The sequence below is a fragment of the Rhodococcus sp. Leaf278 genome (assembly GCF_001426085.1).
In the GTDB taxonomy this organism is placed as follows: Bacteria; Actinomycetota; Actinomycetes; order Mycobacteriales; family Mycobacteriaceae; genus Rhodococcoides.
The window spans coordinates 172,500-187,792 of the sequence record NZ_LMRR01000023.1 but is presented as its reverse complement, the minus strand read 5'-3'; the positions used below and the strand labels follow the sequence as shown (position 1 = coordinate 187,792).

11 protein-coding genes are annotated in these 15,293 nt (G+C 65.4%); 2 read left to right on the top strand and 9 right to left on the bottom strand.

Translation table 11 applies throughout. From position 1 onward, the window contains the following. The first annotated feature begins 1 nt into the window (after position 1). Positions 2–682, top strand: coding sequence for a hypothetical protein (locus ASG84_RS17980; protein ID WP_057478364.1), 681 nt, complete (start codon positions 2–4; stop codon positions 680–682). A 15-nt stretch (positions 683–697) separates the two neighbouring features. Here the strand turns inward: ASG84_RS17980 and ASG84_RS17975 are convergent, their stop codons facing one another. The 8 genes from ASG84_RS17975 to ASG84_RS17940 form a co-directional block, all read right to left on the bottom strand. After that, positions 698–1,891 (bottom strand): N-acetylmuramoyl-L-alanine amidase, encoded by a 1,194-nt coding sequence (locus ASG84_RS17975; RefSeq protein WP_057478363.1) that lies wholly within the window; start codon positions 1,889–1,891, stop codon positions 698–700. A gap of 135 nt (positions 1,892–2,026) precedes the next feature. Continuing rightward, a complete protein-coding gene (gene trxA / locus ASG84_RS17970) occupies positions 2,027–2,359 on the bottom strand; it encodes a thioredoxin (protein WP_037152116.1) in 333 nt (110 codons plus the stop codon). Between the two features lie 45 nt (positions 2,360–2,404). Continuing rightward, entirely contained in the window at positions 2,405–3,394 is a 990-nt protein-coding gene (trxB, locus tag ASG84_RS17965; protein WP_057478499.1) for a thioredoxin-disulfide reductase, read from the bottom strand. Positions 3,395–3,521: 127 nt separating this feature from the next. Then, a complete protein-coding gene (locus ASG84_RS17960; protein WP_156399582.1) occupies positions 3,522–4,259 on the bottom strand; it encodes a hypothetical protein in 738 nt (245 codons plus the stop codon). A 59-nt stretch (positions 4,260–4,318) separates the two neighbouring features. Continuing rightward, on the bottom strand, positions 4,319–4,900 hold the full coding sequence (sigM, locus tag ASG84_RS17955; RefSeq protein ID WP_057478361.1) for an RNA polymerase sigma factor SigM: 582 nt from the start codon (positions 4,898–4,900) through the stop codon (positions 4,319–4,321). Between the two features lie 99 nt (positions 4,901–4,999). Continuing rightward, positions 5,000–9,187 (bottom strand): lipid II flippase MurJ, encoded by a 4,188-nt coding sequence (locus ASG84_RS17950; protein ID WP_082521067.1) that lies wholly within the window; start codon positions 9,185–9,187, stop codon positions 5,000–5,002. Beyond that, the gene (locus ASG84_RS17945; protein ID WP_057478360.1) at positions 9,184–11,586 is read right to left on the bottom strand and encodes a hypothetical protein; all 2,403 of its coding nucleotides are present in this window, start codon (positions 11,584–11,586) and stop codon (positions 9,184–9,186) included. Before ASG84_RS17945 ends, ASG84_RS17950 begins: the two co-directional genes overlap by 4 nt. Further along, on the bottom strand, positions 11,583–12,140 hold the full coding sequence (locus tag ASG84_RS17940; RefSeq protein WP_057478497.1) for an NUDIX hydrolase: 558 nt from the start codon (positions 12,138–12,140) through the stop codon (positions 11,583–11,585). The genes ASG84_RS17945 and ASG84_RS17940 overlap by 4 nt, the downstream gene beginning before the upstream one ends. Positions 12,141–12,241: 101 nt before the next feature. Here ASG84_RS17940 and ASG84_RS17935 point away from each other — a divergent pair, with 101 nt between their 5' ends. Next, a complete protein-coding gene (locus ASG84_RS17935; RefSeq protein WP_057478359.1) occupies positions 12,242–13,708 on the top strand; it encodes a CCA tRNA nucleotidyltransferase in 1,467 nt (488 codons plus the stop codon). Positions 13,709–13,759: 51 nt separating this feature from the next. Here ASG84_RS17935 and ASG84_RS17930 read toward each other — a convergent pair whose 3' ends face one another. Beyond that, complete coding sequence (locus ASG84_RS17930; RefSeq protein WP_057478496.1) at positions 13,760–15,262, bottom strand: DUF4185 domain-containing protein; 1,503 nt, start codon at positions 15,260–15,262, stop codon at positions 13,760–13,762. Between the last annotated feature and the right edge of the window lie 31 nt (positions 15,263–15,293).

The window sequence follows — 15,293 nt, the reverse complement described above, 5'->3', positions numbered from 1 at the left end:
GGTGTCGGCGATGGTGACCGGAGTGACTCTCGGTTCGTTCGAGCATCTGCCGTCGCATTCGCGGCGCTGTAGCTTTTGGGTGCTCGATCCTGCCTCGGAGGATTCGTCGGTCGATCTCGAGTTCGAGAACGAAGTGTGGTTGTCGACCATCATGCTCGAGTGGGGATCGTGTGGGCAGGTGTTGTCCGTCGACGGTAAGACGATCGGCTGCGCACTGTATTGCCCACCCCGGGCCGTTCCGCGGGCGAGTACGTTTCCGACATCGCCCGTCAGTCACGACGCGGTTCTGCTGACGCAACTACGGATCGATTCTCCGGATGATGCCGATCTGCACTCGGCCACGCTGATTCAGGCGGTGGTGGGAGATCTCGTCAATCGAGGTGTTCGCGCCCTCGAAGCATTCGGCATTCGACACAATGCCGACGACGCAGCGCCGGCGGTTCCCAACGCAACCGCGCATCTGACGTGCTCGGCGTCCACGTGCATGATCGAAGCCGATTTTCTCGAGAAGGTCGGTTTCGAAGTGATTGCACCCCATCACCGATTCCCCAGGCTACGACTCGAGCTGGACCGGGATCACGGATGGAAGCAGGATGTCGAATCCGCGTTGGAACAGTTGCTCATAGCAGCGAGCATCTCCGTCGTCGACATCGAACAGAAGTCGACCGTCGGTGCCCGGTGAATATCGACCGGTAGATCAGGGGCGATCGGCGGCGGCCAGTTCCTCGGCGAGCAATTCGGCGAACGTGAAAGTTCCGGTCGGCTGATCGTCCTGACCCAGGAGATACAGGCGTTTCACAGCGATCAGAATTGCCTCGGCGATGATGTCGCGGAATCGCGGATCGCTCAGTACCTCGACGTCGGATTCGTTGGTGAGGTATCCGACGTCGATCTGAATGGTCGGCATATTGGTCAGGCGCAACAGATCCCACGTCCGGCCGTGGCTACGGCAATCCAGAAGCGGTGTGCGAGCGACAATTTCGCGCTGCACGTAGCTGGTGAGCACCTGCCCGATCATGGACGTGGACCCGTGCGAATTGCCGAAGTGGAAACTGGCGACGCCGTTGGCCACCGGGCTGGTACTCGAGGCGCACCGCAGGGAGATCATCAGATCGGCACCCCAGGCATTGGCCGTTTCGGCGCGGTCGGCCACCGAAGGATTGGTGCCACGTGCGCGGGAGAGAAACGTGTCCATTCCGGTCGCAGCCATTCGACCTTCGAGTCGACTGGCCAGGTCCCACAGAATTTCCGATTCGGAGACTCGACCCAATGGTCCGTCGACGATGCGTCCGGTGTCGGCACCGCCGAGATCGGGATCGATGACGATGCGCTTACCGGTCAGCTGCGGCCCGGACTTTCGGACGAGCTCTTCCTCGCTCATCGCATGCGGTGATCCACCGGTGACACGGGTGCCGAGGAGGTCGAGCGAGCGCAACGTCGCCGGTCCACAGATGCCATCCGGGGAAAGACCGATTTCACGCTGGAACGAGGACAAGCCCTCGTGGGTGCGAGGGCCGAAGAAGCCGTCGACGCGTTCGTTGTAGAAACCGAGGTCCTGCAATCGCGTCTGCAAGGAAGCGACGTCGTCTCCGTACAGCGGAGCGGACAACTGGTAGATGAGGGTTCGCGCACCGAGGTGGTACGAGGCTTCTTTCAGAGCGCGATACGTGGCCGGGCCGACGACGCCGTCGACCAACAGGCCGCGGTGCTGCTGGAATGCACGTACGGCACCGCCGAGGGCAGCGTCGAAGACAGAGCCAGGAGCGGTCCAGTGACCGTCGTCCATCGGACCGGGCGGAACCACGGCCTCATGGAGAAAGCCGAGAGCCGACAGGGTGCCGCGGACCTCGGCGACGGCGGGTCCGGAATCGCCGTGACTGAGTTCCTGCATCCTCGAAAGCCTCCAGATCGTTCCGACTACACCGCATCCCGATGCGGCTGATGTGCCGACGCTGGGCATCGGCACATCAGATGATTGTCGCAGAAAGACTGCCTTCCGCTGCAATCCACACGATTCGGAGGTGAATCAGATAACGCCTTCGAGGTCCTTGAGCAGCGCGGCCTTGCCCTTGGCACCGACGATCTGCTTGACCGGCTTGCCACCCTGGAACAGGATGAGCGTCGGAATCGACATGACCTTGAAGTCGCGGGCGGCCTGCGGGTTGGCGTCGATGTCCAGCTTGGCGATCGTCAGCTTGTCCTTGTGCTCGGCGGCGATCTCTTCCAGAACCGGAGCGACCATCTTGCACGGTCCGCACCAGGTGGCCCAGAAATCGACGAGGACGGGCTTCTCGCTGGTCAACACGTCGTCGGCGAACGACGCGTCGGTGATGGTGACTGTGCTCTTGTCGTCGGACATTTCTATCTCCTCGATGTAGGAAGTGGTGTGTGTGACCGGGGCCGGTCAGGCGTTGACGGTGTCGACCGGCTGGTCGGCATGTTCGAGCGTGTTGCTGGTGATGTCGCCCTGCTCGGCCAGCCAGCGCTCGGCGTCGATGGAGGCGGTACAGCCCGTACCTGCGGCCGTGATCGCCTGCTGGTAGACGTGATCGACGAGGTCTCCGGCGGCGAAGACGCCCTCGACGGACGTGGCAGACGAGGGAGACGCGACCTTGACGTAGCCGGCGTCGTCGAGATCGACCTGACCCTTGACCAGTTCGTTGCGGGGATCGTGGCCGATGGCGACGAACATCCCGGTGACATCGAGAGTCGTCTTCTCTCCGGTCTCGGCGTGCTCGAGCGAGATACCGGTCACGCTGGTGTCGCCGAGGACTTCGAGGACCTTCGTGTCGGTGAGGAAGCGAATCTTGTCGTTGTTCTTGGCGCGCTCGAGCATGATGCGCGACGCGCGGAACTCGCTACGCCGGTGCACGATCGTCACGCTCCGAGCGAACCGGGTGAGGAAGGTGGCTTCTTCCATCGCCGAGTCGCCGCCACCGATGACGGCAATGTCCTGGTCGCGGAAGAAGAAGCCGTCGCAGGTGGCGCAGGCACTGACACCGCGTCCGAGCAGTCTTTCTTCGCCCGGGATCGACAGGTATCGCGCTGCTGCACCCATGGCGAGGATGACCGCGCGAGCCTGGTAGGTCTCGCCGCCCGCGGAGACGGTCTTGATCGGACCGGTGAGGTCGAGCTCCTCGACGTCCTCGGTGCGTATGTCGGCACCGAATCGCTTCGCCTGCTCGCGCATCTGCTCCATCAGATCGGGGCCCATGATGCCCTCACGGAACCCGGGGAAGTTCTCGACCTCGGTGGTCGTCATGAGTGCTCCACCGAATTGGGTTCCCTCGAACAGGATCGGCTCCAGCTCTGCGCGGGCCGCGTAGACACCGGCGGTATAACCGGCCGGTCCCGAACCGACGATGATGAGATCGTGAACCTTGGGGGTACTCAATGCAGACCTTCCGATCTTGTGCGGCGTGTTACTGGGCGCCGACAGCCGGGTGCACACTGCACGCGCCGGTCGACGTACATCTGGTCAACACCACCCTAGAGGCAGTTGTTCCCCGGAGAGAGATGTGTCAACCGATATCGCGCCGCGTCAGGACGTCAGGGTTGGTACCACCGCAGTCGTTACCCACCGCAAGGGCGATGAACTGGGCCGGCTGCGCTCCTGCCAGCACCAGTAGGGTTCCGTCTCGGCCGTCGATCCTGACCTGAGTGGATCCGAGAACAGACGTTGCGGGGTCGACGTCGTTGGCTGCGAGACACGCCTCGAGGTCCGCCGGATCCGACAGGGCACCCGCATCACGCTTGCCGAGAATGCTGAATGCGAAACCGGAGTCGAGGTCGGCGGAATCGAGGATCAGCGATCCCTCGGGTGTCGATGATGGTTCTGCGGCAACAGATTCGGGGGCATCCGGGGTCCGCCACACCGCTGCGAACACGATCGAGCCGGCCGCGAGAAGCGCTGCGGCGGCGGCAATTCCGAGAACGACATGACGCCGACGGGAGCGGAGCGGAACGACAACCGGATCGCTGAACTGCGGACCGGATTGCTCGACGGAATGGATGGTGCGATCGATTCGCTCCACGACGTCGGCTGGAATCGACATCGTTCCGGTCGGATCCTCGCCCACCTCGTTCAGTCGAGCCGACACCGCGTCGAGACCGGCAAGGATCTGCATCGACGCCTCGTCGCGTCGAACCAGCGGCCACAGGCGGCTGCTGACATCCTCGGGCAGGGCATCGGCATGCAGTTCGGCCAACAGCTCGGGTGAGAACGGGGCCTCGGGTAGCGCATCGGTGCTCGACGACACGATCCTGCCTCCCTTCGCCGAATCTGCTTTCTCTCTCACACGTTATAGACGCGAGAGGTCTAGATTCGGTTCCCTGCGTCTTTCAAGTACTCGAGCTGCGTCGACAGTTTGAGTCGACCACGAGCGCATCGACTCTTGACGGTACCGGTGGGAACGCCGAGCAGAACGGCTGCGTCGGCCACCGAGTAGCCCTCCATGTCCACGACGACGACGGCGGCCCGCTGATCGGGCGGCAGGGTCATCAGAGCCTGCCGAACCAGAATGGTGGTTTCCGTCTCGGAGATGCGGTCCCTGGGCGACGCGGGCTCGTGACTTTCGTTCTCGCTCAACGGAACCGAGGGCCGTACTTTGTTCCGGCGGATGCGGTCCAGGCAGGCGTTGACGACGATCTTGTGCAACCAGCTGCGGACGGCGGCATCGGCGCGGAACGATCCGGCCGTGCGATGGGCGGACAGCAGGGCCTCCTGCAACGCATCGGAGGCGTCCTCGGGTGTGTAGCTGGTGCGCCGAGCCGTCAGCCACAGATGCTCGTGGTGTCGATAGATCAGTGTTGCGAATGCGTTCGGCTCCCCGGCCGCATGAGCAGCCAGAAGTTCCGCATCCGTGCGCTCCCCTAGCGCCGAATCGATACGTTCGGTCATACGAAAACGGCTCCCCCCGTGTTAACGCATTGGGGGGAGCCTAGGCCATCGAGACTGCGAAGTACGAAACGAGCCCGTATTGCCTACCGAGCGTCGGTTCTAGGAGTCGAATCCGATCCCGGAGATCGATGTGGCGATGCGTCCGCCCTGCTCTCCGAGTGTGGTGATCCAGACGAGAACGTTCCCGGTGGGCTCGGCACCATCGAGCGCGATATCGGTTCGTCCGTTCTGCAGGGTGGCTTCACCGAGCAGAGTGGTGTCGCTCAGGCTGGGAGAGTCGTTCGGTGCCGACCTGATCTCGACGACTGTTCCCGGGGACGTCGACTCGATCCACGCATTCTGCAGCGCTGTCGATGGAATCGTCACAAGCAGGCCCACGCCGTTCTTCAGAGCGGGGAACTGCTGGAAGTACGAGTCGGTCGTCCATGCCGTACTGGGATCGTTGTCGATCACGTTGGACGCCGTGCCGGGGTTGTCGGCCGAACCCTGCGGCGAGAAGACACTGACACCGTTCAAGGCAACGGGCCCACCCGTCTCGGCAGGGGGCGCAGCAGTATCGCCTGCGGGAGGTGCCGCGGCCGGAGTGGTGAGGCCGAATTCCTGACTGTCGAGGGGCTCATCCGTGCTGTCACCGGCAATCGAGGTGAACAGCCAGTAGCCGGCGAACGCAAGAATGACGACCGTCAACGCGCCGAGTATGGCGATGGCGATGTTGGTTCTGGTCGATTTGGCCTTCTCGGCAGCAAGTTCCTCGGGGTCGGCGAGCGAATGCCCGCTGGCCCCCGGTGCGCGCTGCCCCAGTCGCAGAGCCGGCATCAGATCGGTCTTGTCGTTGACGACGGCTGCCTGATCGAGGACGTGTTGCACGGTGGCAGCCGTGCGGATGCCACTGTTCTGCTCCAGCGCCCGCACTGCGACCGCGGAAATCTCGAACGGAACGTCCGGACGAACCTGCCTCGGCTCGAGCGGTGCGCCCTTGTCGTCCCGGTCTGCCGGTCGCATGCCGCCGACGCTGCGAGCCGGAGCCGCATCATCGGCCACGACCGATCCGCCGGTGGTGTCGGAGAGCGGCCACCTGGCCGTGATCAAGGCGTAGAGCATTGCACCGAGGCCGCGGACGTCCGAACTCGGATCCGCGTCGGCCAGAGTTGCCGGGAAAGCGAGGACGGCGTTGCCGCTCGAGCTGATACGCACGCGATCGGGGTGATCGATCGACAGCGCGCCGCCGCTGCGGTGTGCTGCCTCGGCCGCCGCCGCCAGAACCTTGATCGCGCGGGCCGCCCCGGTGGGTGCAGGCACGGTGTCGGCCATTTCGCGCAGCGATCGGCCGGGCGTCCATTCCGCGACGACGATGCCGCCGGAGCTGCCACGCACCACGTCGAGCACGCGGGCGAGCCCGGGCGAATTGATCCGACCCAGGCGCAGTGTGCGCGAGAGAATCGCCTGTGGACCCTCGGTGCGATCGTTGGGGGACGCGGTGGACTGCTGGTCGGCGTCGACGAACGTCAGCGCGACCTCGCGGTCCAGCTTGACGTCGTGAGCCTGCCAGAACTTGAGTCCACGTGCGCCGCCGTGCGGAGCGAGGAGTCGGTACCGTCCACCGGCTACAGAGGCACCGGGAATGAGCGTCGGTCCGCGAAGCGTGCGCTCGGGGGCGGGCGCATCTGCACTGTTCGCTTCGGACTTGTCGACGGTGGACTCGGCCTCGGCGGTCGTCGGAGCCGGTGCAGTGTCGTCGGAAACGGACTCGGCCTTCGAGTCCTTGTCTGTCTTCTTGTCGGCAGGGCTGTCGACCGGCAGCTGTGCTTTCGAGATCGAGATGGTCTTGTCGGTCGGGCGCGACGCGAGAGCGGCCTTGGAAATGGAGACCGTTTTATCGACCGGCTTCGGGGCAGGCTTGTCGTCGGTTTTTTCGACGGTGTCGGCCTTGGTGTCGGCTTCGACCGGGTCTGTCGTCTCCGCCGACTTCTCGTTGCCCTTGTCGGAATCAGCAGCAGCGTTCGGTGCCTCCGAGGACGCCGGAGTGGTGGCTTTGGCGGGTGCTGCTGTCTTGGCCGGCTTCGTGGGCTCGGCCTTCACGGGCGCGGCTTTCACGGGGTCGGTGCGGTCCTGGGTGTCGACTTCGACTCCGCCGCTCGTTCGGTCGGCTTCGTTTGCTGGAGACTGTGCCGGCCCCCCAGCAACATCGTCGTCGGTCACTGTCACTCCTTCAGGCGAATATGCCCCGTGTTGTTCTGCAAACGGTCGACCCGCGTGGGCGTGTGCCCCCGGGTGCCGAGGACCAGGGTACGGGAGCCGATCCCGCGCAGTGTCCCATGTGGGCTCGGTTCGAATAACGGGAATCACGCCGGTTTCCGCAGCGGCCAGATCTGCGTCCTTGTCGGCGGGCGCGCCACGGAATCTACGAACGAGGCGGCTCAGTGCCACGGTGACCGCCAGCACTTCGGGAATCTTGCCGTACCAGAGTATCGAGAACGTGATGCCGAGCATGATGACGGCGTCGACCGCGACGCGGACGAAGTTGCCGAGCCAGCCGTTCGTCAGGGCGTCGAGCCCGAGGATTCTGTCGATCGCGAGCATGGCCGCGCCGCCGGCCAGCGAGGCGATGAGGACCAGCCAGATGGTTTTGCCGACATTGGCCATCCGCAGATTGCCCAGACTCTGGTGCAGCAGGTATCCGCCGATGATCGCTCCGACGGTGTAACCGAGGCCGGTGGCGGTACCCAGGAGCAGCACCACCTGCTCGGGCGAGGACGCGACGATCGGAGCGAGTAACGACAGGCCGATCTTGACGACGGTGATGCCGAGGATGATCCAGGTGGGTGTCCAGGCTTTCTCGCGGGCGTAGAACACGCGCAGGTGGATCAGGACCAGGGCATACGGGATGAGGGAGAACGCCGACCAGCTCACCGCCTCGCCGAGCCTGGGTGCGACATCGGCGAAGCGGCCGAACCCGTACAGCGCCTCGCCGACCCACGGCCCCGCGAACGTCAGGAACACGACGATCGGAACCAGCGCGACCATCGTCAGGCGGGTGGCGACCGAGAGATCGTCGACGACAGATGGCGTATCACCGTTGGCGGCGTTGCGGCTGAGTCTGGGCATGATGGCCGTCAGAACCGTCACGCCAAGGATGCCGTAGGGCAACTGCAGCACGATCCAGGCCTGCGAATAGATCACGTTGCTCGCATCATCGGTGCCCGACGCGATCCTGGTGGCCACGACCAGCCCGATCTGGCTGATGACGACGTAGAGCACGATCGCCGCGGCCATCGCGCCGAACTTCTTCAGACGCTCGTCGAATCCCCAGAGCGGGCGCAGGTCGATGCGTTCGCGGCGTAGTGCGGGAATCAGAGCAACGACCTGGGTGATGACACCTACGGTCACGCCGAGGCCGAGAACGAGGATTTTGGGGTTGCTCATCTCGACCGTGCTCAGGGTGATCTCGCCCGGAACGAAGGGGTACAGGGCGAAGACCCCGAGCACGACCAAGTTGTTGAACACGGGAGCCCAGGCTCCGGGCTTGAAGTTCTGCCGGGTGTTGAGCACCGCCGTGAGGAGGCCGGAGAGCCCGTAGAACATCAGTGCTGGGAGCACCAGATAGGTGAACGCGATTGTCAGGTCCTCGTTGACCTTCGGATCGCCGTCGAGCATCAGCCGTGCCAGCAACGGCGCGGCTACCGTCGCGGCGAGTGCGACGGTGCCGAGAAGCGCGACCGCGATGGTGAACAGGCGTCGAACGAATGCCCGCCCGCCGTCGGCGTCCTCTTGCTCGGCCCGAACCAGCACCGGAACGACGATGGCTCCCAGCACCGCACCGAGGACCAGCTCGGAGATCATGTTCGGCAAGATCGTCGAGACGGTGAACGCGCTGGCCAGAGCCGCGCCGAGGGTAGCCGTCATGGCGACCTGCTTGGCGAATCCGGTGATGCGGCTGACCAGGGTTGCTACTGCGATCGAACCCGATGCGGCCAGTAGTGACTTCTGCGGCCTCGGCTCGGGCTGCGGTGCGGGTTCTGTGCCGCCCGGCGGAATTTGTGTCGGAGGAACCGTTCCCGACGGCGCTTGGGGGTAGTCCTCGTCCCTGAACCGCGGGATGAGCTGGGTGACGGCGTCGTCGGCGGCGGGCTGGCCGTCCAGCGGCGGCGGTGCCGGGTACGAGCGCAGCTCTGGGCGCGACTGCCGTTCCCAGGGCGCAGACCGCGGTGGCGTCGTGCGTCGGAACACCTGCGATGCGGGCATCCGCGACCTCGGCAGGTCCCCGTCGTACGGGACGTTTCCTGTCATGGTCTCTCGTACCCTTCGTCGGCCGGGTCGGGTTGGCCTCTGAATCGATGCCAGAGTCGTCGACCTGCAAGTAACAGTAGGAGAGCGCCGGCGCAGGCGGTAATTATGGCCAGCGCCTGGCCGTACGCGTTCGACCGTACGGACACCGTGGACACTTCGCCGAGCCTGCTGCCGTCGAGTGTGGTCACGGAGAAGTCGACCGACAGGTTACGTGTGTCGTCCACCTCGGCCGGGACGGTGATGGTGCGTGATCCGCGAGCCGGGAGCTGGTTGACACCCACGTCGCTGATCGTCATTTCCGGCGGCGCATCGACCCGGAGCAGCACGTTGACCGGTATCGGCAGATCGTTGCGCGCGACGAGCAGCAACGGGCTCTGCTCGGAGGCGAGGGTATAGACGCCGCCCGGTGCCAACACGGTCACCGATCCGTAGATGGCGTCGATGCCGATTCGGGTAGCGGCGAGCCGGGTGAATGCCGTGGTGCCGGTCTTCTCGGCCATCGAACTGGCTCGGCCGGCCGTGGAGAGCGCGCGCAGCATGTCCTCGCGCAGCGGCGCCGTGAACAGGCGCGGGGTGAGCGCCGACTGGGGGTCTTCGACCAGCGACTGCATCAGGGTTTCTATCCGAGCGCTCTGCGAACGCACCAGGTCGATGGTGCCGGTGTCGAGCTCGGTGGCCGTATCGACGCTGGTCACCGGGGTCCCCGACGTGGGCTCGGCCAGCAGTTGGGAGAGCGGGCGGGGCGTCGCCAATCCGGAACGCAGCAGCGAGGACACCGTCGACAGAATGGCCGACGGCTCGTCTCCCCCTGCGGTCCAGTACTGCGGGGGCGCGACGGTGACAGCGCGCCCGGGCCGATCGGTACCGACCAGAGCGTGGAAGTTCACGGCACCGAGTGCGTCCTGCAGGCGCGCCGTACGCGAGTCCGTGCCGAGGTCGTAGCGCTGCTCGGCGGGAGTGAGGGCAGGGGTGGACGGGGTGGCTCCCACGCCGGCCAGTGCTGCTGCGGTGGCCGAGTCGTAGTGGGCGGCGGCCAGCGCCGCGTCTGGATCGGCGGCGGTGTCGGTCGAGAGCAGCTGGGCCATCGGTGCCGATGTCGGCGGGCTGAGGCTGTTGTCGGCTACCAGCACGCTTCCGGTGCCTGCCGAGCGCAGGGCGTCGGCGGTGTCGGCGTCCACGCCCCCGGTGGTGCTCCAGGTGAAACCCCGTGTCGAGGTGATTCCGAGGATGCCGTCGACGACATCCGCGGGCGTGGAGATTGCACTCTGGATCAGCGAGGCGTCACCGATGTCGGCCACCGCCCCCAGATCTGTCTGTGCGAACGGCAGCGCTGTCACGCAGGTGCTCGACGCGATGGTTTCGAGGCGGGCGAGCCACGCGGTCGCGGCTGCGCTGCCGGTTCCGTCCCGGGCTGTGCTGGCGGGATCGGCCGGGTCGTCGACGACGAGGTAGCCGCGGGTCATGTTCGAGACGGTGACGAGCAGGTCGGGATCGATGCCGATACACAGGCTCGACGCCAGGTTGCCCCCGGGATCCAGGCCCGGTTTCGTTGCGAATTCCACCGCCTTGAGCAGCGTGTCGAGCCGACCCCCCGAGGCGAGTTCTCCGGCCAGCTCGTCGTCGATCAGTCGCACGCGCTCGTCGATCGAGCCAGGAATTCCGGCAGCGAGGCGCGGGATGTCGGCCAGCGGCCACAGCACGGTCATCGCGACTGGGTTTCGGGTGTTCGGCGGCAGCGGTGCCGCGTCGGGGGCGACGGGATCCAGCTCACCGGGATTGCGGGGCAAGCCGACGACGGGGAGCAGGAAGCGCGCGTCGTCGAGTCGAGCGGTTCCGCCGTATTCGGGTGTGCCGTTGACGTTCAGCAGCAGCGGGTAGACGCCGGGCGTGTCGATTCCGAGTGACGGCTCGGTGGTGCTGCGCAGCTGCATCGACACGTCGAATTGGCGGCTCTCGTCCTTCTCCAGCGACTCGGCCACCGTGACGAAATCGCCGACGCGGTCGAATCGTTCCTGGTCGAGGGTGAGCGAGGTTCGGAGGCCTGCCGCGGTGTCGATCGCGGCCGAGGCCTGCATGCGGACGCTGACGTCGTCGACGCGTCGGTCCCCGGTGTTCTTCACCGTGGCCCGGACGGTCACGAACGGGTCGCTGCTGGTGGTGACGGTCGACGGGGCGACGGTCTCGATGCTCAGCGTCAGAAAGGGATCGCCGGCCTGTGTCCTCGGAGTGTCCGGGACGGCGCTCGTGGTCTCGCTCGTGTCGCCCGCGGAGGCATCGGGTTGGGCTGTGGCGGCCGCAAGCTGCGTGGGGACGACTGCGGCCACACCTGCGGCCGGTGCCACCGCAAGGAGAAACGAGGTCAGTGCGGCGGCAGTGACCTTCCGAGCCCGCACGATCACTTCTCGCCGGGGGTCGGTGCGCTCGTGTCGCCGTTCATGTCTTCGATGAGGCGGGTGGCGATGGCGGCGAGTTTGCGCTCGTCCGCGTAGGCGAGTCGCGAGGGCAGTTCGCTCAGCGGTACCCAGGCGACCTCGGTGACTTCCAGGTCTTCGTCCGAGAGTTCGCCGCCGAGGAATCGGAGTAGGTAGTGGTGGACGGTCTTGTGGACGCGTCGGCCCTCGGTGACGAACCAGTAGTCGATGCTGCCCAGCGACGCGAGGACGGTTCCTCGAATGCCGGTTTCCTCGGCGACCTCGCGCATGGCCGTCTGTTCGGCGGTTTCGCCTTGCTCGATGTGACCCTTGGGCAGAGACCAGAGCAGTCGTCCCCGGCGATCCGTGCGGCCGATCAGGGCGGCGCAGCGAGTGGCGGGCGGACCGTCGAGACCATCGACCACCAGGCCGCCTGCCGAGGTTTCGCGGACGGTCCGCAGTTTGGGTGCTTCGGTGTCGGCGCGTGCCTGACGCCGCCGCGGGTTGCGGCGACTCCTGTTCGATCGTTCGGCAGCAGACACCCGATCCATACTAGTTGCCCATGTGCGCTCTTCGACCGTGCCGCACCGCGGTCAGTGGCCGAGACAATCGTGTCCCCGCTGCGCCAGTAGGCTCTTCCACCGTGGCCGATCAGTCCCTGTCCTCCGTTTCCGCCGAGCAGACCCATGCCCGCCGGGAGAGGTTGCTGGCCGGAGCGGCGGTGACGCTGCGCGAGCTCGCCCCGGTGTTGACTCCGCTCGGTGCTCTGTTCGCAGCTGCCGGGCACGAGCTGTATCTCGTCGGGGGAACGGTTCGCGACGCGGTTCTCGGCCGTCTCGGTACCGATCTGGATTTCACCACCGACGCCAGGCCCGAGGCCGTTCAGGCGATGCTGTCGGGCTGGGCGGATCATCAATGGGACACGGGCATCGCGTTCGGCACCATCAGTGCGGCCAAGGACGACCAGCAGATCGAGATCACCACCTACCGCACCGATTCCTACGATCAGGTTTCTCGCAATCCCGAGGTGCAGTACGGCAACAGCCTCGACGAGGATCTCGTTCGACGCGATTTCACAGTCAATGCCATGGCCGTGCGTCTCGGGGCCGACGGCTCCCAGGAGTTCGTCGATCCGCTCGGCGGGATGGACGCTTTGCTCGAGGGCGTACTCGACACGCCGTCGGCACCGGAGGTCTCCTTCGGCGACGATCCCCTCCGCATGCTGCGCGCCGCGAGGTTCGTCTCCCAGCTCGGATTCTCGCTGATGCCTCGGGTGCATCGGGCCATCGAGGACATGGCGGATCAGATCGACCGGATCACGGCCGAGCGCATCCAGGTGGAGCTGGACAAGCTGATGCTCGGGGCGCACCCGATAGACGGCATCGACGTGATGTGCGAGACGGGGTTGGCGCAGCGGATCATCCCCGAGGTTCCCAACATGAAGCTCGAGATCGACGAGCATCACCAACACAAGGACGTCTACACGCACTCGCTGACAGTGCTGAAGCAGGCGATCGATCTCGAGGACGGCGACCCGGACCTCGTATTGCGTTGGGCTGCACTGCTACACGACATCGGCAAGCCCGATACCAAGCGCAACGAGCCGGGCGGTGGAGTGAGTTTCCATCACCACGAGGTCGTCGGTGCCAAGTTGGTGCGAAAGCGTATGCGCGCGTTGAAGTATTCCAAGAAGATGATCGAGGAAGTCTCGCATCTGGTGTTCCTGCATCTGCGATTCCACGGCTATGGGAAGGGTCAGTGGACCGACTCGGCCGTCCGCCGCTACGCCACCGATGCGGGCGAGCTGCTCCCCAAGTTGCACAAGCTCGTTCGGGCAGATTCGACCACCAGGAACAAACGCCGAGCGGCCGCGCTGCAGGCGACGTACGACGATCTCGAAGAGCGCATCGCCCGAATCGCCGAACAGGAGGATCTGGCGCGAGTACGCCCGGATCTGGACGGCAACGCGATCATGGAATTGCTCGGCATCCCGGCCGGTCCCGACGTGGGCAAGGCATGGAAGTTCTTGAAGGAACTACGACTCGATCGCGGTCCACTCTCCCGCGAGGACGCCGAAGCCGCGCTGCTCGAGTGGTGGCCGACTCAATAGGCGCGTCCCGCGCACGTGCACGAAACTTCGTAGCCCACTACGAATTTCCGTTCACGACGAGCGAACCTCGGCCTTGACGAGGTAGACGTTGTAGCTGTCCCACTCCGAGATGGTGAAGTACAGCTCGTTCGCCGTCGACCAGGGGTGGATGAAGCCGCCGTATGCCTTCGGGTACTCGGCGGTGTCGATCAACGTGCTGGGCGGGGTCCACTCCCCCTGCGGTGAATTCGCTTCTCGCAGCACGATATCACCGCGTATCGGATCGAGGTAGGTCATCTGCCAGAGGTCTCGGGCCTCGTCGTGATGGACAGACAGTTCCCCGGCCATACGATCGGCGATGGGGGTGGCCTCGTTCGAGTCGACCGGAGCCCAGGTGCCGTTCACCCAGTATTGGTAGGCGGTCTTGTTCAGTACGTCCGCTTTCGGGACCCGAGCGAGACCGACCTGTCCGACGCGTCCGTTGACGGTACCGAACATGTAGACGTACTCCCCCGCCGGGACCATCGTCGACACCTGGAACTTGGAGAAGCCGAACACGTTGTCCCACTTGGCATGATCGTCCTTGACCCAGGTGGAACCGTTGTCGTCGGAATAGGCGATGCCGCCGTAGTTGGTCCACCACAGCCCGGGGATCGAACTCCAGCGCCTGATGGACATGTACGACATGTACTGCCGATCGTCGACGGCGAACCCGGAGGTGGGAATGACCGTGGTCTCCCAATTCTTGATCTTGCGCGACGGCAGCAATTCGGCTGCGTGACAACGGGAATCCTGCACCATCGAGTCCAGGGTCATACCGTCGGACAGGTCGGCGTCGGTGCTGTGTCCCAGTACGTTCGAGCGCCAATCGTCTCCGCCGACGACGCCGAACTGCCACCCCTTGCCGAAGGAATCGCCGAATGCGACGGCGACCTCGCCCGGTTTGCTCTCCCACATGATGCCGAGGTCGGTGCCGTCGACCTGCCAGCGCTTGTCGGTGCGGTTCTCCGATCCCGGTCCGGTCAGCTGCGAGACCACATCGACTGCTCCGACGGCGGGCGCGGCCGGCGGTGTTGTACTCGGCCCGGGCTCTGCTGCGGTGACGGCCGGGGCAGGCGGCGGTGTTGCCGGAGTGCCACCGGGGCCGGGGATCGGGATGGGGATGGTTTCGGGCTGTGGGTCGATTTCGATTCGAGGGAAGGGCAGGCGGCCTGCAGACCCTGTTCCGGACGTGGGTGATTCGGTGGGGTCGGTCAGGTCCGGGCAGGGGTCCGCGCAGGGGTCGCTGAGCGGATCGGCCTGGACGCGGGTGGTGTTCGGCGGCGGGTCGGGTACCGGAACGAGTTCGAGGGACGGATACGGCACCGGTATCACCAGGCGGTCCGGTAGCGGGGGGAGCTGCGGCGGGTTACCCGGGCCGATGGGTTCGGGTGGGTAGTCCTTTGGATCGAATCCTGTTTCGCCGCAGGAGTTCACCGGGGGTGGGGGTGCGGCGAATGCCGGGGGCGCAGCAAGGACGGCTGTTCCCGCGGCGACCGCGACGATGCAGCCGAGCGATGTTGTACGGCCGTACATGCGGTTCCCCATTCCTCCGACGAAACCTCCC